At 42.1% G+C, this 17,880-nt stretch carries 33 protein-coding genes; all 33 read right to left on the minus strand.

The genetic code is table 11. From position 1 onward, the window contains the following. Positions 1–23: 23 nt before the first annotated feature. The gene (locus tag V6C17_RS15330) at positions 24–404 is read right to left on the minus strand and encodes a hypothetical protein (protein ID WP_333523459.1); all 381 of its coding nucleotides are present in this window, start codon (positions 402–404) and stop codon (positions 24–26) included. 54 nt (positions 405–458) lie between these two features. Next, positions 459–1,103, minus strand: a complete 645-nt coding sequence (locus tag V6C17_RS15335; RefSeq protein ID WP_333523460.1) for a hypothetical protein — start codon at positions 1,101–1,103, stop codon at positions 459–461. Between the two features lie 279 nt (positions 1,104–1,382). Continuing rightward, positions 1,383–1,775 carry a 30S ribosomal protein S9 gene (gene rpsI / locus V6C17_RS15340; RefSeq protein WP_333523461.1) on the minus strand — a complete coding sequence of 131 codons (393 nt, stop codon included), beginning with the start codon at positions 1,773–1,775 and terminating at the stop codon, positions 1,383–1,385. Positions 1,776–1,796: 21 nt separating this feature from the next. Continuing rightward, positions 1,797–2,237 carry a 50S ribosomal protein L13 gene (rplM, locus tag V6C17_RS15345; RefSeq protein ID WP_333523462.1) on the minus strand — a complete coding sequence of 147 codons (441 nt, stop codon included), beginning with the start codon at positions 2,235–2,237 and terminating at the stop codon, positions 1,797–1,799. Between the two features lie 200 nt (positions 2,238–2,437). Then, positions 2,438–3,211 (minus strand): tRNA pseudouridine(38-40) synthase TruA, encoded by a 774-nt coding sequence (gene truA, locus V6C17_RS15350; RefSeq protein ID WP_333523463.1) that lies wholly within the window; start codon positions 3,209–3,211, stop codon positions 2,438–2,440. A 4-nt stretch (positions 3,212–3,215) separates the two neighbouring features. Then, a complete protein-coding gene (locus V6C17_RS15355) occupies positions 3,216–4,022 on the minus strand; it encodes an energy-coupling factor transporter transmembrane component T family protein (RefSeq protein WP_333523464.1) in 807 nt (268 codons plus the stop codon). Then, positions 4,015–4,875 carry an energy-coupling factor transporter ATPase gene (locus V6C17_RS15360; protein WP_333523465.1) on the minus strand — a complete coding sequence of 287 codons (861 nt, stop codon included), beginning with the start codon at positions 4,873–4,875 and terminating at the stop codon, positions 4,015–4,017. Before V6C17_RS15360 ends, V6C17_RS15355 begins: the two co-directional genes overlap by 8 nt. Beyond that, the gene (locus V6C17_RS15365; RefSeq protein ID WP_333523466.1) at positions 4,866–5,699 is read right to left on the minus strand and encodes an energy-coupling factor transporter ATPase; all 834 of its coding nucleotides are present in this window, start codon (positions 5,697–5,699) and stop codon (positions 4,866–4,868) included. Before V6C17_RS15365 ends, V6C17_RS15360 begins: the two co-directional genes overlap by 10 nt. A 197-nt stretch (positions 5,700–5,896) precedes the next feature. Beyond that, complete coding sequence (gene rplQ, locus V6C17_RS15370; protein WP_333523467.1) at positions 5,897–6,235, minus strand: 50S ribosomal protein L17; 339 nt, start codon at positions 6,233–6,235, stop codon at positions 5,897–5,899. Positions 6,236–6,249: 14 nt separating this feature from the next. Further along, the gene (locus V6C17_RS15375; RefSeq protein ID WP_333523468.1) at positions 6,250–7,209 is read right to left on the minus strand and encodes a DNA-directed RNA polymerase subunit alpha; all 960 of its coding nucleotides are present in this window, start codon (positions 7,207–7,209) and stop codon (positions 6,250–6,252) included. Positions 7,210–7,275: 66 nt separating this feature from the next. Then, positions 7,276–7,902: a 30S ribosomal protein S4 gene (gene rpsD, locus V6C17_RS15380; RefSeq protein ID WP_333523469.1), complete on the minus strand. Its 627-nt coding sequence runs from the start codon at positions 7,900–7,902 to the stop codon at positions 7,276–7,278. 25 nt (positions 7,903–7,927) lie between these two features. Beyond that, on the minus strand, positions 7,928–8,320 hold the full coding sequence (gene rpsK / locus V6C17_RS15385; RefSeq protein ID WP_333523470.1) for a 30S ribosomal protein S11: 393 nt from the start codon (positions 8,318–8,320) through the stop codon (positions 7,928–7,930). Positions 8,321–8,334: 14 nt separating this feature from the next. Beyond that, the gene (gene rpsM, locus V6C17_RS15390; protein WP_333523471.1) at positions 8,335–8,706 is read right to left on the minus strand and encodes a 30S ribosomal protein S13; all 372 of its coding nucleotides are present in this window, start codon (positions 8,704–8,706) and stop codon (positions 8,335–8,337) included. A gap of 14 nt (positions 8,707–8,720) precedes the next feature. Beyond that, complete coding sequence (rpmJ, locus tag V6C17_RS15395; RefSeq protein ID WP_054259363.1) at positions 8,721–8,834, minus strand: 50S ribosomal protein L36; 114 nt, start codon at positions 8,832–8,834, stop codon at positions 8,721–8,723. Positions 8,835–8,909: 75 nt separating this feature from the next. After that, positions 8,910–9,128, minus strand: coding sequence for a translation initiation factor IF-1 (gene infA / locus V6C17_RS15400; RefSeq protein ID WP_333523472.1), 219 nt, complete (start codon positions 9,126–9,128; stop codon positions 8,910–8,912). Between the two features lie 25 nt (positions 9,129–9,153). Further along, entirely contained in the window at positions 9,154–9,432 is a 279-nt protein-coding gene (locus tag V6C17_RS15405) for a KOW domain-containing RNA-binding protein (protein WP_333523473.1), read from the minus strand. A 12-nt stretch (positions 9,433–9,444) separates the two neighbouring features. Further along, positions 9,445–10,191, minus strand: a complete 747-nt coding sequence (gene map, locus V6C17_RS15410; protein WP_333523474.1) for a type I methionyl aminopeptidase — start codon at positions 10,189–10,191, stop codon at positions 9,445–9,447. A 1-nt stretch (position 10,192) separates the two neighbouring features. Continuing rightward, the gene (locus tag V6C17_RS15415) at positions 10,193–10,840 is read right to left on the minus strand and encodes an adenylate kinase (protein WP_333523475.1); all 648 of its coding nucleotides are present in this window, start codon (positions 10,838–10,840) and stop codon (positions 10,193–10,195) included. Between the two features lie 13 nt (positions 10,841–10,853). Next, positions 10,854–12,110 carry a preprotein translocase subunit SecY gene (gene secY / locus V6C17_RS15420; RefSeq protein ID WP_333523476.1) on the minus strand — a complete coding sequence of 419 codons (1,257 nt, stop codon included), beginning with the start codon at positions 12,108–12,110 and terminating at the stop codon, positions 10,854–10,856. Between the two features lies 1 nt (position 12,111). Further along, positions 12,112–12,552 (minus strand): 50S ribosomal protein L15, encoded by a 441-nt coding sequence (rplO, locus tag V6C17_RS15425; RefSeq protein WP_333523477.1) that lies wholly within the window; start codon positions 12,550–12,552, stop codon positions 12,112–12,114. Between the two features lie 18 nt (positions 12,553–12,570). Beyond that, complete coding sequence (gene rpmD / locus V6C17_RS15430; RefSeq protein WP_333523478.1) at positions 12,571–12,756, minus strand: 50S ribosomal protein L30; 186 nt, start codon at positions 12,754–12,756, stop codon at positions 12,571–12,573. 12 nt (positions 12,757–12,768) lie between these two features. Next, complete coding sequence (rpsE, locus tag V6C17_RS15435; protein WP_333523479.1) at positions 12,769–13,269, minus strand: 30S ribosomal protein S5; 501 nt, start codon at positions 13,267–13,269, stop codon at positions 12,769–12,771. Between the two features lie 25 nt (positions 13,270–13,294). Further along, complete coding sequence (gene rplR, locus V6C17_RS15440) at positions 13,295–13,663, minus strand: 50S ribosomal protein L18 (protein WP_333523480.1); 369 nt, start codon at positions 13,661–13,663, stop codon at positions 13,295–13,297. A gap of 27 nt (positions 13,664–13,690) precedes the next feature. Beyond that, entirely contained in the window at positions 13,691–14,239 is a 549-nt protein-coding gene (rplF, locus tag V6C17_RS15445; protein ID WP_333523481.1) for a 50S ribosomal protein L6, read from the minus strand. Between the two features lie 30 nt (positions 14,240–14,269). Further along, positions 14,270–14,668, minus strand: coding sequence for a 30S ribosomal protein S8 (gene rpsH / locus V6C17_RS15450; RefSeq protein WP_333523482.1), 399 nt, complete (start codon positions 14,666–14,668; stop codon positions 14,270–14,272). A 26-nt stretch (positions 14,669–14,694) separates the two neighbouring features. Continuing rightward, entirely contained in the window at positions 14,695–14,880 is a 186-nt protein-coding gene (locus tag V6C17_RS15455; RefSeq protein ID WP_333523483.1) for a type Z 30S ribosomal protein S14, read from the minus strand. Positions 14,881–14,893: 13 nt separating this feature from the next. Next, the gene (gene rplE, locus V6C17_RS15460; RefSeq protein WP_333523484.1) at positions 14,894–15,433 is read right to left on the minus strand and encodes a 50S ribosomal protein L5; all 540 of its coding nucleotides are present in this window, start codon (positions 15,431–15,433) and stop codon (positions 14,894–14,896) included. Positions 15,434–15,458: 25 nt separating this feature from the next. Then, positions 15,459–15,794 (minus strand): 50S ribosomal protein L24, encoded by a 336-nt coding sequence (gene rplX, locus V6C17_RS15465; protein ID WP_333523485.1) that lies wholly within the window; start codon positions 15,792–15,794, stop codon positions 15,459–15,461. Between the two features lie 17 nt (positions 15,795–15,811). Beyond that, the gene (gene rplN, locus V6C17_RS15470) at positions 15,812–16,180 is read right to left on the minus strand and encodes a 50S ribosomal protein L14 (protein WP_333523486.1); all 369 of its coding nucleotides are present in this window, start codon (positions 16,178–16,180) and stop codon (positions 15,812–15,814) included. Between the two features lie 64 nt (positions 16,181–16,244). Next, complete coding sequence (rpsQ, locus tag V6C17_RS15475; RefSeq protein WP_092073819.1) at positions 16,245–16,502, minus strand: 30S ribosomal protein S17; 258 nt, start codon at positions 16,500–16,502, stop codon at positions 16,245–16,247. A gap of 59 nt (positions 16,503–16,561) precedes the next feature. After that, positions 16,562–16,765, minus strand: a complete 204-nt coding sequence (gene rpmC, locus V6C17_RS15480; RefSeq protein ID WP_333523487.1) for a 50S ribosomal protein L29 — start codon at positions 16,763–16,765, stop codon at positions 16,562–16,564. Beyond that, on the minus strand, positions 16,755–17,201 hold the full coding sequence (rplP, locus tag V6C17_RS15485; RefSeq protein ID WP_333523488.1) for a 50S ribosomal protein L16: 447 nt from the start codon (positions 17,199–17,201) through the stop codon (positions 16,755–16,757). The genes rpmC and rplP overlap by 11 nt, the downstream gene beginning before the upstream one ends. After that, entirely contained in the window at positions 17,201–17,869 is a 669-nt protein-coding gene (gene rpsC, locus V6C17_RS15490; protein ID WP_333523489.1) for a 30S ribosomal protein S3, read from the minus strand. The genes rplP and rpsC overlap by 1 nt, the downstream gene beginning before the upstream one ends. Positions 17,870–17,880 lie beyond the last annotated feature (11 nt).

Here is a 17,880-nt window from a genome sequence, read left to right on the forward strand (position 1 = left end):
TCAATAGAAGGTCATTTTTATATTTATGACTGAACCTGTATATCTCTTTCAGTTAAGAACCCGGCACCGTATTTAAGAGTCCCCAATGCAGTCAAGACAATATTAATAGCACAAAACTCATCATGGTCATCTAGCGGGCAATTATCGCATATAAGCCTAATGCCGTCATAGGCAGCTGATATTTGAGCTTTATTCATAGACTTATCGCTAATAGGCAGGCTGCGAACGATAGTTAAGATATTATCCGGAAATCCCTCGAAAAACTTGCTCCCAGATTGCGTCATAAAATATAGTGTGTCTTTAGCAATATGTATATGACATGTACTTTGGCATTCAGGGCAATGCCGGCAGATTTTGCTTGTATATTCATAGGCCTCTCCGACGGCCTCCTTTGAAAAACTCATTAGTTCTTACACCTCAATATTGCAATTATCTATTTTAAATGTGACCATATACTTTTAGAAAAAGTTCTTTATAAGCTGCCAGTCACCTGAGTCAAGGGCATTACTAGCTGAAGATCTAAAAACACGCTCAATTGTAAATTCTCTTATGGAAGTATCTTCAGTTATGAACTTACCATCCTTGACCAAACGCCCGTCATCTTGAATATTAAAAACTAAGAGTGAGTAATATGCGCCCTTGATGCCTTGAGGCATTTCTTTAACTATAACTCCCATAGTAACGGGAGATTGGCTTTCCTGAAATTGATTAGTAACTGTCTTGTAGCTAGCGAAAGCCTCAGCTTTTGGTGATTTGATAAGAGTATATACTTCAGGGTAGTATTTTTTAAAGTCCTTTATTTTAATGGCCATATCCGGTGTAAAGCGCTGGGCTCTAACCATACCGTCCTTTGCAAAAGTTACTTCCATTTGAGTTCTCATATCTGCTCTTGTAAATGAATGCATATAAGAAGCTGGTTTAGCTCGCTGAGCTCCTTTAGTCTCCCATTCCGCTTTTGCCCAAATCTGGTTATCTGTATCGACAATCAGACGATACTCTCCATACTTTGCATCTATGGTTTCTTTGTTGTCATCTAAATTAGCAAAAGCCACACTGCTCGTCAGCATTAACGCAGCCAAAGTTCCGGTAATAATTTTTCTCACTATTTAAACCTCCACGATTTTACTCGATTTTAATGTATATAATTAGACCACTTCCCGGATTTTTCCTGCTGCTTATTTTAGTAAAGATTAAGTGTCGATTAACCACAGAGTACACAGAGGTCACAGAGGAAGAGATTTTATTAAAATTTTTTCGCGATAATATCGCGATAATCCACCGGTAGCCCTCCGCGTACTCTGCGTACTCTGCGGTTCAATCATATCAGTCCAACAAAAACAAAAACCTGGAAAGCAAGCTTTCCAGGTTGATTGTATCTGATATTAACGTTTGGAGAACTGTGATGCTTTACGAGCTTTTTTGAGGCCGTATTTACGACGCTCTTTCTCGCGTGGGTCACGAGTAAGGAAGCCAGCTTTTTTCAGAGATGGACGATATTCAGCGTCTACTCTGAGAAGAGCGCGGGCAATACCATGACGGATTGCACCAGCTTGTCCGGAAGGACCGCCTCCCTCAACTTTTGCCAGGACATCATATTTACCAAGAGTATCAGTCAGGTTAAGAGGTTGCTTAACAATTAGCTCAAGAGTTTTGAGACCAAAATAGTCGTTAAGCTGACGATCATTAATGATGATATTTCCTTCACCCGGAACCAGACGAACTCTGGCAACCGATGTTTTTCTGCGGCCTGTGCCGTAGTGATTAACTAATGCCATTTAATGTTCCTCCTTTCCGGTTTATCTTACGTCGATTTCTAATACTTCAGGCATTTGCGCAGCATGTGGATGCGCAGCGCCACTATAAACTTTTAACTTACGGTACATTTGACGACCGAGTGTATTCTTCGGCAACATACCTTTAATAGCTAATTCCAATACTCTTTCCGGTCTTGTTGCTAGCATTTTACCAGCAGTAGTGAAGGTTGTTCCACCTGGATAACCGGAATGACGGAAATAAGTTTTTTGAGCTAGTTTTTTACCAGTAAATACAACTTTATCTGCATTAACGATGATAACATGATCACCAGTATCAACATGCGGAGTGAAAGTTGGTTTATGTTTGCCACGAAGAACTTTCGCAACTTCAGCGGCTAATCTACCTACAGTTTTACCTTCGGCATCAACAACGAACCATTTGCGTTCAACATTGGCTTCGTTTGCCATGAAAGTTGTTTTCATTCGATATCCCTCCCTTGTCCAAGCAATTCCAAACATTTGATTTTTAAATCCAGAATTCCGGGGCTAATGGAAGTCATGGCAAAAATCTCATAAAATCATTGTAATAAATGGACCACCTAATGTCAAGGATTTTACCTTGTTATCGATAAAATTTATTTTCTAATTTTCATATTTACTAACAGCTTGTCCACAAAAACTTGTTAATAAAAGACTTGTTTTAAGTACAATCCCTGCGGTGGAGCAGTAGCACCGGCATTTTTGCGGTCTCTGCTTGCTAATATGTTAATAAACTGCTCTTCAGTCAATCTGCTTCGACCGACATTTACTAACGTTCCAACAAGATTACGTACCATGTGATATAAAAATCCATTACCCCAAAATGTAAATTCAATAATGCCTGCATTCAGAGTGCAGCTAGCCTCAAAGATAGTTCTTACAGGATTAATAGGTGCGCTTCCCGCGGCCCTAAAAGCTGAAAAATCATGTGTTCCAACTATATGCTGTGCCGCCTTGTGGATAAGTGCAACATCCAAGGTCTGTGCGACATGCCAAGCATAATTGCGCAAAAATGGATCAGCAACTGAGTGTGGATAAATACGATAAATATAAATTTTGCTTTTAGCGGAGTAGCGAGCATGAAAATCTGGCGCTACATCTTCAGCATCGTTAATAACAATATCGTCAGGCAATAACCCCCTTGACGCTCGCGCTATACGATCGGCTGGGATAACACCAGTTGTATAAAAATTCACGACCTGACCATATGCATGAACTCCTGAATCTGTACGCCCTGCTCCTGCCATCTTCAGTGAATGCCCAAATAAGCTGGCTAACTTATTCTCTAATACTTCCTGCACTGAAAGTGCGTTATTCTGCCTTTGAAAGCCATGATAACCAGTGCCATCATAAGCTATCGTTAGCTTTATATTTCTTCTGCATAATTTATCATCGTTTAATAAGTATTCACTTCTCATTATATTATTTACCCATTGATATTCGTAAAAAAACCAATACTAGTATCAGCAGAATCATAATTCCGTATGCTATCCAGTCTTTTGTGCTGAATTGAAGTACTTTCATTCTGGATCGGTTCTCTCCGCCACGATAGCATCTTGCCTCCATTGCCACTGCCAATTCGTCAGCACGGCGAAAAGCACTAATAAAAAGCGGCACTAAAAGAGGTATCATGCTTTTGGCTCGACGCAAAATACTGCCTGATGCAAAATCAGCACCACGCGCTATTTGTGCTTTCATGATTCTGTCTGTTTCTTCAAGCAATGTTGGAATAAACCTAAGAGCTATTGTCATCATCATAGCCAGCTCGTGTGCTGGTAAACCAAATTTAGCAAATGGCTTTAGCAATCTTTCAATTGCGTCTGTTAAAGCAATTGGTGAAGTTGTGTAAGTCAATAACGACGAAACAACAATCAATAGTACAAGCCTTGATGACATGAGAAATCCCTGGCGAAGTCCTTCTTGAGTTATGGACAAGGGGCCGATCGTATATATGGTAATACCAGGAGTTGTAAATACGTGAATACCTACTGTAAGCAGTATAATTATCCACAGTGGCTTAATTGACTTAAGCATCATCGACGGTGGTATAGCCGAAATAATCAGAACTATAATTGCAAACGCTGCCATTAAGGAGTATGCTGCATAGCTTTCGCCGATAAAGATGCTTGAGATAAATAACAGTACTGAGATTACTTTAGTTCGAGGATCAAGCAAATGTATGAGTGAGTTTCCCGGAAAATATTGACCTAATGTTATATCCTTAAGCATTTTTATCCCCCAAGGCTGTAATAATGGTTGTAACAGCTTCTTCTACCGATAGAACATTATTATCTACAGCTAATCCTCGGTCTTTTAGCTTACCTAAGAGCGCAGTAACAGGCGGTACATCTACTCCTGCCGCTTTTAGCTTTTCAGGATTTTTAAATACTTCCTGCGGGCTGCCATCCATTAGTACTTTTCCGCCATTCATCACTATAAGCCTAGTTGCCATTTTAGCGACATCTTCCATGTTATGCGAAACTAAAATTACCGTGATTCCTGATGATTTATATAACTGTATTATTTCGCCGAATATTTCATCACGTCCCCTTGGATCTAATCCGGCGGACGGCTCATCCAAAATGAGATACTGTGGCTCAAGTGCAATAACCCCAGCAATCGCTACACGGCGCATTTGTCCGCCGCTTAAATGAAACGGAGAACGCTTAGCATATGTTTCAAAGTCTAAACCGACAAAATTCATTGCTCGGCGAATTCGCGAGTCAACCTCTTCTTCACTCAGTCCAAGGTTTCGCGGTCCAAAGGCTATATCTTCGTATATAGTCTCTTCAAACAGCTGGTGCTCTGGGTATTGAAATACCATACCAACTTTTCTTCTTGCGATCTTTGCATCTGATTTTTTGGCGTGTAAATTTATTTCGTCGACAGTTACTGTACCTGTTGTCGGCTTGAGAAGTCCATTTAAATGCTGGACCAACGTGGACTTACCTGAGCCGGTATGACCGATAATTGCAACAAATTCGCCGCTGTTAATCTCAAGATTAATATTGTGGAGCGCAGTACGCTCGAACGGAGTTTTGGGCATATATGTATAAGTGACATCTTTTAGAACTATTGACATAATGCCACCACCAACTCATCGTCTGTAATAATTTTATCAGGTATAGCAAAATTTGCGTCACGTAACCGCTCTGCTACCTCAGCAGCGATTGGAACATCAAGACCAAGTTCCTTCAGCATTTTGACTTCATTAAAAACTTCATTTGGTTTTCCAGTATGAATAATCTTGCCTTGATTCATAACAACTACCTTATCGGCTGCTGCAGCCTCTTCCATGAAGTGGGTAATATATATTACCGTTATCCCTGATTTAGCATGTAACTCTCTTACAGTCTGAAGTACTTCCTGACGCCCCTGTGGGTCAAGCATGGCGGTAGGCTCATCTAATACCAGACATTTTGACTGCATAGCAAGCACACCTGCAATTGCAATTCGCTGCTTCTGACCGCCAGACAGCAAATGAGGGCCATGGAGGCGATAGTTTGTCATTCCTACCATCTCAAGTGCCTTATCTACACGCTTGGCTATTTCAGTTGGAGCCACGCCTAAGTTTTCGGGACCAAACGCAACATCTTCTTCTACAACTGTCGCTACAAGCTGGTTATCAGGATTCTGAAACACCATCCCAACAATCTGACGTATGTCCCACAAGTTCTTTGAATCATTAGTACTCATACCATTAACTAAACACTCTCCACTTGTCGGTAATAACAAGGCGTTAAAATGCTTAGCTAAAGTAGACTTGCCAGAGCCATTTGTGCCAATAATAGCAACAAACTCCCCGGCCTTAATTGTTAAGTTTATATTATCAAGTGCCAGCGTCTCTCCCTCATTTTGAGTAGTATACGCATGGCACAAATTTTCAACCTTAATAAAATCTCCCATAATCTAGCTCCTCATATTAAAGCTAACGTTTTTTAACACGAAGTACGCAAAGGACTCAAAGGGCTCGCAAAGGAATTACCACGCGATAATTATCGCGTTTTTATTGCGTACCCTTCGCGTACTTCGAGTACTTTGTGTTAAATATTAATTTATTACGTACAACGATAAAGGCGACCCTGATGGTCGCCTTTCATTTATTACACCAATTCTAGTATTGCCATCGGCGCAGCGTCGCCGCGGCGGGGTCCAAGTTTAAGAATACGAGTGTATCCGCCTTGACGATTATTATATTTAGGTGCAATAGTATCGAACAGTTTTTTAGTGACTTCTTCGTCCACGAGCTGTGATAAAACCTGACGGCGAGCATGTAAGTCGCCGCGCTTAGCTAAAGTAATTAATTGTTCAGCAAGACCGCTGATTTCTTTAGCTTTAGCCTCAGTTGTTTCAATACGCTCGTACGAAAAGAAGGAAGTCAAAATACTGCGAAACAGCGCTTTACGTGCGCTTGAGTCACGTCCTAACTTTCTGTAGGCCATAATCTTCCCTCCTCCTACTCTTCAAATTCAACAAGTGATAACCCAAGCTCATCGAGCTTTTTCTTCACTTCTTCAAGTGATTTACGTCCTAGGTTACGCACTTTCATCATGTCTTCTTCGCTCTTTTGGGCTAATTCAGCTACTGTGTTAATGCCAGCCCGTTTCAAGCAGTTATAGGAACGAACTGAAAGATCCAAGTCTTCAATTGTCATTTCCAAGGTTTTGGAAACACTGGATTCTGGTGCCTCAGTGAACGTTCCTTCAGTTCCTTCGTCTTCCGGAGGAGCGCCAGCCATGTTCTGGAACAGTCTGAGATGAGCAATCATAATGCTAGAAGCTTTGCTGACTGCCTCTTCAGGTCTCATGCTGCCATCAGTCCATAACTCCAGCGTAAGTTTGTCGTAATCTGTGACGTTACCGACACGAGTATCAGTTACACTATAGTTAACTCTCTGGATTGGCGAAAAAATGGAATCAATCGGAATAATGCCGATTACATGATCGGTTTTCTTATTCTTGTCTGCTGGTACATAGCCACGACCACGCTCAACGGTGATTTCCATTTTTAGCGAGCCGCTAGCATCTACAGTTGCCAAATGCAATTCCGGGTTAAGTATCTCGACATCAGGGTCCGTGATTATATCGCCGGCTGTAACTGCTTTTTCGCCTTGAACATCAACCCGTAAAATTTTTGGCTCATCACAATGCATTTTTAAGCACAATGATTTGAAATTTAAAATAATGTCAGTAACGTCTTCCCGAACGCCGGGAATTGTAGAAAACTCATGAAGTACGCCTTCAATTTTAACAGATGTTACGGCAGCGCCTTGCAGTGATGAAAGAAGTATTCGGCGCAAGCTATTACCAAGCGTGGTTCCATAACCGCGCTCTAAAGGTTCGCAAACAAATTTGCCATATCGGCTGTCTTCACTTATTTCTACTATCTCGATTTTCGGTTTTTCGATTTCGATCATCTGGAATAACCCTCCTCATTTGTGCGCACTACTTAAGTCACGCCATAACCCACGGCTGAGGGCGTATTATCTGGAGTACAATTCAACGATCAGATGCTCTTGGATAGGAGTATCAATTTCATCTCGGCTAGGGTAGCGTACAACTTTACCGCTCATATCTTCAGCTGAAACTTCTAACCACATTGGAGCAGTCTTGTGACCGATAGCTTCAAAAATTTGTTTAACAAGCGGTGACTCTTTGCTGGCTTCATGTACTTGAATAACATCGCCTGGCTTAATTAGGTAAGATGGAATATCAACACGACGTCCGTTGACAGTGAAATGTCCATGACGTACAAGCTGTCTAGCTTGAGTACGGCTTACGGCAAAACCTAAGCGATACACAACGTTATCCAATCTTCTTTCTAATAATACAAGCAAGTTTTCACCAGTAATACCTTTTTGACGATCAGCCTTTTCAAAATAAGCATGGAATTGGCGTTCTAGAATGCCGTATGAACGACGAGCTTTTTGCTTTTCTCTAAGCTGAATGCCATATTCTGAAACCTTTTTGCGGGCTTGACCATGCTGACCAGGAGCATAGCTGCGTTTTGTGAACGCGCATTTATCGCTATAACATTTATCGCCTTTAAGATACAATTTTGCACCTTCACGACGGCAAAGTCTACAAACAGGACCTATATATCTTGCCATTCTCGTTCAACACCTCCCGAAATTCTTATACTCTTCTGCGCTTCGGCGGACGGCAGCCATTATGAGGAATTGGAGTAACGTCTTTAATTAAGTTAACTTCCAAACCAGCAGCTTGAAGTGATCTAATTGCTGCCTCACGGCCTGATCCAGGACCTTTAACAAATACTTCGACTTGTTTTAGGCCATGCTCCATTGCTGCTTTAGCCGCTGTTTCAGCAGCCATTTGAGCAGCAAAAGGAGTGCTTTTACGGGAACCTCTGAAGCCAAGGCCGCCTGCGCTAGCCCAGGACAACGCATTCCCCTTTGTATCGGTAATTGTAACAATTGTATTGTTGAAAGTTGAGCGAATATGAGCTATGCCATGCTCAATATTTTTACGCTCTTTTCTTTTTGGTCTAACAACTTTTTTAGCTACCAAAGATTATCCCTCCCTTACTTTTTCTTCTTAGCACCAACAGTTCTCTTCGGACCCTTACGAGTACGCGCGTTGGTTTTAGTTCTTTGACCACGAACAGGAAGTCCCATACGATGTCTTTTGCCGCGATATGAACCAATTTCAATTAAACGTTTAATATTAAGTGATTCTTCGCGACGCAAATCGCCTTCAACTCGATAGTTCTTATCGATGGTTTCACGAAGTTTAGAAACTTCTTCTTCTGTTAAATCACGGGTCCGGGTATCGGGATTAATACCAGTAGCAGCCATAATTTGTTTTGAATAAGTCAGGCCAATACCATAAATATATGTTAAAGCAATCTCAATTCTCTTATCGCGTGGTAAATCTACGCCGGCAATACGTGCCATGTATCGTCCACCCCCTAACCTTGTTTTTGTTTATGTTTGGGATTTTCACAAATCACCATTACGTTACCATGACGCTTAATAACTTTGCATTTCTCACAAATGGGCTTGACCGATGGTCTCACTTTCATTTGCCTTGTCCTCCTTTTCCTGCATTGCCTATTTCATGTTGGTGATATCCGTCCATCAGCCAACATCAATAAGTGCTATTTGAAACGGTAGGTAATCCGGCCGCGTTTTAAATCATATGGCGTTAGTTCTACAGTAACCTTATCTCCTGGAAGAATACGAATGAAATTCATTCGAATCTTTCCAGAAACGTGCGCCAATACGACATGCCCATTTTCCAGTTCAACCTGGAACATAGCATTAGGCAGGGCTTCGATAACCTTACCTTCTACCTCAATTACATCTTGTTTGGACATTGAGATATCCCTCCTCGTCCGCTTATCACAGATTATCCGGTGTGCAATTTGCGATAGCCTGGCGGATGTCTTCATCAGTAACCTTTATGTTATTATGAAGTTTTTCCGCCAACGCCTCAGCAACTAGTTTATAAACTTTGACATGCCGAATATTTTTTTTCTTGGGCTTTATGACACTACGTTCTCGGCCATCTGCCAGCAAAACATATTTGTCAGTGATCCCTATGACCAAATAAGGATGACCAGTATCACGCCCCGCATTACTTTTAACTAATTGACCGATTGAAATATGGTGGGCTGACAAGACAGTCGCCTCCTAGAGCTTGGTCAGAATTTCCGGCTTATCATCAGTAATAGCTATGGTATGTTCAAAATGCGCAGAATACTTGCCGTCTGCTGTCACAACTGTCCACCCATCAGCAAGAGTTTTTACCTCATGTGTGCCCAGGTTGATCATCGGCTCTATCGCTAATGTCATACCAGTTTTTAATCGTGGGCCGCGGCCGGGATTGCCGTAATTTGGTACCTGAGGGTCTTCATGCATTTTCCTGCCAATGCCATGCCCAACATAGTCACGTACCACACCATATCCATATCCTTCTGCATATGATTGTATGGCATGAGAAATGTCACCAAGACGGTTACCAGCAATTGCTTTTTCAATGCCTTTATACAAAGACTGTTCAGTAACCTCTAAAAGTTTCTGTACCTCGGCATCTACATCACCTACGGCAACAGTAACTGCGGCATCACCATTATATCCATTTATTACCGCTCCAATGTCAATACTGACATTATCTCCATTTTTTAGCTTATTTAAACCTGGAATTCCATGAACAACTTGTTCATTTATCGAAGAGCAAATATTACCTGGAAAACCGCCATATCCCTTGAAAGCGGGAATAGCACCGCGGCTTTTTATATAGTTTTCGGCGACTGTATCAAGTTCGAGAGTTGTTACACCAGGCTTCACGGCTTTTTTCACCTCAGCATGGGCCCCGGCCACTACCCGGCCAGCATCTCGCATATACGAGATTTCTCGATCTGATTTGAGGATAATCATCCTATTCGCCCCTCAAGCTGGCAACAATATCAGTTAAAACTTTATCGATTTTCTGCCTGCCGTCAATTTCTGTATATAAGCCCTTATCCTGGTAGTATTCAATGAGTGGCTGTGTCTGAGCGCTGTAAACAGATAAACGCTTAGTCATCGTTTCCTCACTGTCGTCTTCACGCTGATACAATTCCCCACTGCATTTATCGCAAGTGCCAGCAACACTGGTAGGATTAAATGTTATGTGATAAGTTGCACCGCAACTCTTGCAGATACGTCGGCCTGTGGCCCGGCTGATTAATTCATCAGCCGGAACACTTATATTTATTACGCGATTAAGTTTTATTCCTAGCTCACCCAGCGTACTGTCAAGGGCATTAGCCTGCTCAATAGTACGAGGAAATCCGTCCAGAATAAAGCCTTTCTTGCAGTCTGATTTAGCCAAACGTTCTTTAACAATACCGATTGTTACACTGTCAGGAACCAGTTGACCAGCATCCATACATGCTTTTGCTTGCTTGCCAAGTTCAGTTCCTTCTTTTACTGCTGCCCGAAACATATCTCCAGTAGAGATATGAGGAATATCGAACTTCTCGACTAGCATTGCCGCCTGGGTACCTTTACCGGCCCCTGGCGGTCCCATTAAAAGGATATACATCGCGAGCTACCTCCTACTTCATGAAGCCTTGATAGTGGCGCATTAAGACCATAGCCTCGATTTGCTTCATTGTGTCAAGAGCTACGCCAACCACAATCAAGAGGGCGGTGCCGCCAAAATACACCCCTTGGATATTAGTCACTGCTGCCACAAAGTTCGGCAGAATGGCAATAAAAGCAAGAAACATTGCTCCGGCAAGTGTAATTCTGGTCATAACGCGGTCCAAATAGTCTGCAGTTGGTTTACCCGGGCGTAGTCCTGGAATAAAACCACCGTATTTTTTCATGTTCTCTGCCATATCCGATATGTTCATAGTAACCGCAGTATAGAAATAAGTGAAGAATACAATTAAGAGCGCGTACAGAGTTGTCTGCAGCGGTGTCCCCCACTCAAACCATCCAGCTACAGTTTTTACCCAGGCAACATCAATAAACTGGGCAATGGTTACTGGGAACATCAGCACGGATGACGCAAAGATTATTGGTATAACACCCGCTTGACATACTTTAAGCGGAATGTGTGTAGATTGACCGCCATACATTTTGCGACCAACTACGCGTTTTGCATATTGTACAGGTATTCTTCGCTGACCTTGCTGTACTAGTATAACGAATACAATCATGGCCAAAGCAATAATTACATACAACAGTACATTAAAATAATTTATAGTACCTGCTTGCAGATACTTAAACATTGTACTAATACTACCAGGCAATTGAGATACGATACCTGCAAAAATAATTAGCGAAATACCATTACCAATACCTTTTTCAGTAATTTGCTCTCCTAACCACATTAGAAATGCAGTTCCGGCAGTGAGCGTTAATGCTATGAGCAAAATTGAGCCAATCCCCGGGTTAATTATGGCCGCTTTCAATCCGAAAGCCATTCCAATGGCCTGAACAAAACCCAGCAGCACTGTACCGTAACGAGTGATCTGGGTAATTTTCTTTCGCCCTTCATCGCCTTCCTTAGCCCATTGCTCAAACTTAGGTACAACAACTGTTAGAAGCTGCATAATAATCGAAGCATTGATATAAGGCGTAATACTCATCGCAAACACTGAGAACTTACTTAATGCACCACCTGAGAACATATCGAGCAATCCAAATAAGTTTCCACTAGTAAATAGCTGCTCGATAACGGCGGGATTGACGCCCGGAACGGGTATATGCGTGCCGGCACGAAACACTAAGAACATTGCCAGCGTAAATACAATCTTTTGTCTGAGCTCAGTTATCTTGAGTATATTGGACAGGGCTGAAAGCACCTTAGATCACCTCGACTTTTCCGCCAGCCGCTGTAATTTTTTCTGCAGCTGACTTGGTAAAGCCGTTGGCTACTACAGTAAGTGATTTCTCAAGCTCGCCATTACCTAAAATGCGAACGCCATCGCGTACATTTTTAAGTATGCCAGCTTCTATTAAAGCAACTGGATCTACAACAGCACCGTTATCAAAACGATTTAACTCGAAAACGTTAACCTCAGCAAATTCTTTAGCAAATTTGTTGGTGAAACCGCGTTTCGGAAGTCTGCGGTAAATCGGCATCTGGCCGCCTTCAAATCCAGTACGAACACCACCGCCAGCACGGGCGTTTTGCCCTTTATGACCTTTACCGGCTGTTTTACCAAGACCGGAACCAAGACCACGACCGACGCGAGTACGTACTTTTTTAGATCCAGGGGCTGGAGCTAATTCGTGTAATTTCATGCATAGCACCTCCTTGAACTAGTCTTGCACTTCTTCAACACTAACAAGATGTTCTACTTTGCGGACCATACCTCTGATAACCGCATTGTCATCTTGCACTACGAAACTATTTGTTTTACCTAAACCCAAAGCCCGAACAGTAGCACGTTGATCTTCAGGTCTGCCAATCAGGCTTCTGGTAAGAGTAATTTTCAGCTTTGCCATTAAACTTCCTCCTTAACCCAAAAGTTCCTGAACCGTTTTACCGCGAAGTTCAGCTACTTTTTCTGCACGCTTAAGCTGCTCTAAACCTTTTAAAGTAGCTTTAACCATGTTACTAGGGTTTGATGAACCAAGCGATTTGGTTAATATGTCATGAACACCAGCTAATTCAAGTACGGCACGAGCCGGACCGCCAGCGATAACACCAGTACCTTCAGAAGCAGGCTTCATTAGAACACGCCCTGCACCGAATTCGCCAACGATTTGATGGGGAATTGTGGTACCTACTAGTGGAACTTTTATTAGATTTTTCTTAGCATCTTCAATACCTTTTCTGATTGCCTCAGGAACTTCGCCTGCTTTACCTAGTCCAGCGCCTACATGTCCGTTCTCGTCGCCGACAACAACAAGCGCACTGAAGGAGAAACGACGTCCGCCCTTAACAACCTTGGCAACTCTGTTGATAAACACAACTTTCTCTTTAAGTTCAAGAGTAGTGTGGTCAATTCTGGCCATTAATGTACCTCCTTTTTGCTAAAAATTAGAATTCTAGCCCTGCCTCACGTGCTGCTTCTGCTAAAGCCGCTATTCTACCGTGATAGATATAACCGCCGCGGTCAAACACAACTTGCTTAATGCCTTGACCTAAAGCGCGCTTTGCTACAGCCGCTCCAACCGCTTTAGCGGCTTCTACGTTACCGCCATAGTTAACTGCCTGACCTACTTCTTTATCCATAGTGCTTGCAGATACCAACGTTGTGCCAGTTTCATCATTGATGATTTGTGCATAAATGTGATTCAAGCTGCGAAACACATTTAAACGTGGTCTTTCTGCAGTACCAATAATATTCTTACGAACTCTAAGATGGCGCTTTTGACGAGCGTCATTTTTGTTCTGTTTACGAAGCAAGGTGTTCACTCCTTTCACTTAGAAATCTTACTTCTTACCTTTACCGCCAGCTTTACCAACTTTACGACGAACAACTTCGCCTTCGTATCTGATACCTTTGCCTTTGTATGGCTCTGGTTCTCTATATCCACGAATTTTAGCTGCCATTGCTCCAACGTGCTCTTTATTTATACCTGAAACAATAATTCTATTAGGAGCAGGTACATCAAGAGTGATACCCGTAGGTGGTTCAACTTCTAATGGGTGAGATAAACCTAGAGACAAAGCTACTTTATTGCCAGACTTCGCCGCTCTGTAACCAACACCATGAATTTCTAATGTTCTGCTGAAGCCTGTAGTTACACCTGTTACCATATTAGCAATCAGAGTGCGAGTAAGACCGTGCAGTGCTTTATGTTGTTTATTATCTGTAGGGCGTTTAACGGTTAGAGTATTACCCTCGATTTCCACGATCATATCTTTTTGGAATTCGCGAGAAAGCTCTCCTTTAGGACCCTTAACTGACACCACGCTGCCGTTCACTGTAACTGTAACGTTTTCAGGGATGGCTATTGGCGCTCTTCCTATTCTTGACATCTGTACACCTCCTAGCTACAAAAAATCTAATTACCAAACGTAAGCGATTACTTCGCCGCCAAGACCATTACGACGAGCTTGCTTATCGCTCATAATGCCTTGGGATGTCGAAACGATAGCAATTCCAAGACCACCTAAAACGCGAGGCAGTTGATCTTTCTTTGCATATACGCGTAAGCCCGGCTTAGAAATACGCTTAATACCGGTGATTACTTTTTCGCGGTTAGGACCGTATTTCAAGCTAACACGCAACATTCCTTGCTTGCTATCTTGAGCCATTTCAAAGTCCTTAATAAAACCTTCTTCTTTCAAAATCACAGCAATTGCTTGCTTAATTTTAGAAGCTGGTATTTCTACTTTATCATGATATACCGAGTTAGCATTACGCAAACGTGTAAGCATATCGGCAATTGGATCGGTCATTACCATAGGGACATACCTCCTTCCGTTATTGTCTACCAGCTAGCTTTGGTTACCCCAGGGATGGCACCTTTGTAGCTTTGTTCTCTGAAACAAATACGGCACATTTCAAATTTACGCAGATACCCGTGCGGACGGCCGCAAATTTTACATCTATTGTACTTACGAACTTTAAACTTAGGTTCAAGTTTCCATTTTTCTATTAACGCCTTTTTGGCCACAAATGTCCCTCCTTTACGCGCTGAATGGCATACCCATCAGTCTTAAAAGCTCTCTTGCTTCTTCGTCTGATTTGGCAGTGGTAACAATGATGATATCCATCCCACGGATTTTATCAACTTTATCGTACTCAATCTCCGGGAATATAAGCTGTTCTTTTACACCCATTGTGTAGTTGCCGCGACCATCAAAAGATTTTGGGCTTACGCCACGGAAGTCGCGTACACGAGGCAACGCTACATTAAACAATTTATCTAAAAATTGGAACATGCGCTCGCCACGCAGGGTAACTTTTGCACCGATTGGCATTCCTTCACGAATCTTGAAAGCTGCCAAGGATTTCTTAGCACGAGTTACAACAGGTTTTTGACCAGCGATTTGCGTCATATCATTGACTGCTGCGTCAAGAACTTTCGGATTGCCTACGGCTTCACCGACACCCATGTTGAGAACTACTTTCTCGATTTTAGGAATTTCCATAATATTTTTATATCCGAACTTCTCCATCATAACTGGAGCTACTTCACTAAGGTATTTCTCTTTCAGTCTGAGCACTGATAGTTACCTCCTTTCTGCGTGATTATTTGTCTTTATCAACAATTTCGCCGCACTTTTTGCAAGCACGAGCCATTGAACCATTAGCTAACGCTTTTTTTGCAATCCGGGTTGGTTTTTGGCAAGCTGGGCATACAAGCATAACTTTCGCAGTATGCATAGGCGCTTCTTTAACCACAATACCACCTTGCGGAGCACTTTGCGTTGGTTTAGTATGACGCTTTACAGTGTTAACACCTTCAACGACAACTTTACCTTTTTTAGGCAATGCTTCAACAATCTTTGCTGTCTTACCTTTATCTTTACCGGACAATACAAGAACTGTATCGCCTTTTTTAACGTGAAGTTTAGTTTGTGACATTCCGGACACCTCCTAACTTAGATTACTTCCGGAGCCAGCGAGATAATTTTCATAAAATCTTTATCGCGCAGTTCTCTCGCTACTGGTCCGAATATACGAGTACCTCTAGGGCTTTTATCGTCTTTAATGACAACTGCGGAATTTTCATCAAAACGGATATAAGAACCATCTGGACGACGCAGGCCTTTTTTGGAACGAACTACTACAGCCTTAATTACGTCACCTTTTTTTACCACACCACCAGGTGACGCAGCTTTAACTGAAGCAACAATTACATCACCGATATTAGCATATCTACGAAATGAACCGCCCAATACACGGATACACATAATTTCTTTCGCGCCGGTATTGTCAGCAACATTCAGAATTGACTGCTGTTGAATCATTATTATCCCTCCTTCTCGAAATGTCTGGTACAATTCAACGAGCAAATTGACTCTTCGAGATCAACTACTTCGCTCTTTCAAGCACTTCTATAACTCTCCAGCGCTTATCCTTGGAAAGCGGACGAGTTTCCATGATTTCAACAGTGTCACCAATATGGCTGTCATTGTTTTCGTCATGAGCTTTAAATTTAACAGTCTTTTTCATAGACTTTTTGTACAACGGATGCTGTACTAAACGTTCTATTGCAACAACAACTGTTTTATCCATTTTATCACTAACCACTTTACCAATCCTGGTTTTACGCTCATTTCTTTCAGTCACGCAATATAGCCTCCTTCCGTTCTTAGCATACATATTTTATATTCCAGTAAGAACGTCCGTTACGCTTGCTGGGCTTTAAGCTCCTGCGCACGCTGGATTGTCTTAACACGAGCAATTGTTTTCTTTACCTCTTTAATCCGCATTGGATTTTCAAGTTGCCCGGTAGCGAGTTGAAATCTGAGGTTAAATAGCTCGTCTTTGAGGGAAGCAAGCTTTTGGTTGAGTTCGCTTGCATTCATTTCACGGATCTCATTAACCTTCATTTACTTCACCGCCCTCTACGTCTTGAGTCTCTTCACGTTTAACGAACTTAGTTTTTATAGGAAGTTTATGAGCTGCAAGACGCATAGCTTCTCTAGCTAATTCTTCACTTACGCCGTCCATTTCAAACATGATGCGACCAGGTTTTACTACTGCTACCCAGTACTCTGGTGATCCTTTACCACTACCCATGCGTGTTTCAGCAGGTTTTGCAGTAATAGGTTTGTCTGGGAATATTTTAATCCATACTTTACCGCCACGTTTGATATAACGTGTCATTGCAATACGGGCAGCTTCGATTTGACGGTTAGTAATCCAAGATGGCTCTAACGCTTGTAAACCGAATTCACCATGGCTAACTGTGTTACCTTTGTTAGCTTTACCCTTCATGCGACCACGGAATTGTTTACGATGTTTTACTCTTTTAGGTACTAACATTATGCTTCGCTCCCTTCAACAACGGCAGCGGGCTTTTTGGCCTCCGGCAGAACTTCGCCTTTATAGATCCACACTTTAACGCCAATTCGGCCGTATGTTGTGTGAGCCTCGGCAGTTCCGTAGTCGATATCAGCTCTTAGAGTATGAAGTGGAATACTTCCCTCACGATATCCTTCACTACGAGCAATCTCAGCGCCGCCAAGACGTCCGCCAACCATTACTTTGATACCTTTAGCTCCCATACGCATAGTACGGCTAACCGATTGTTTCATAGCACGACGGAAAGCTATACGGCGTTCTAATTGTGAAGCAATATTTTCTGCAACTAAAGTAGCATCAAGATCAGCTTGCTTAACTTCAGCAATGTTTACATCAACATTTTTGTCAGTCATTTTTCTAAGATCTGCTTTAATTTGTTCGATGCCTGAACCACCGCGACCAATAACCATACCAGGTTTAGCTGTATGAATGGTTATTTTAAGACGGTTAGCAGCGCGTTCTGTTTCGATCTTGGAGATACCCGCAGTATATAATTTAGCTTTCAAATACTTACGGATTTTTATATCTTCATGCAAATTCTTTGCATAATCCTTATCAGCATACCACTTTGCATCCCAAGTTTTGATTATACCTAGACGCAAGCCATGTGGATTAACTTTTTGACCCAATGCATTTCCCT

It is taken from the genome of Dendrosporobacter sp. 1207_IL3150, assembly GCF_036763085.1.
Classification (GTDB): Bacteria; Bacillota; Negativicutes; order DSM-1736; family Dendrosporobacteraceae; genus JBAIYU01.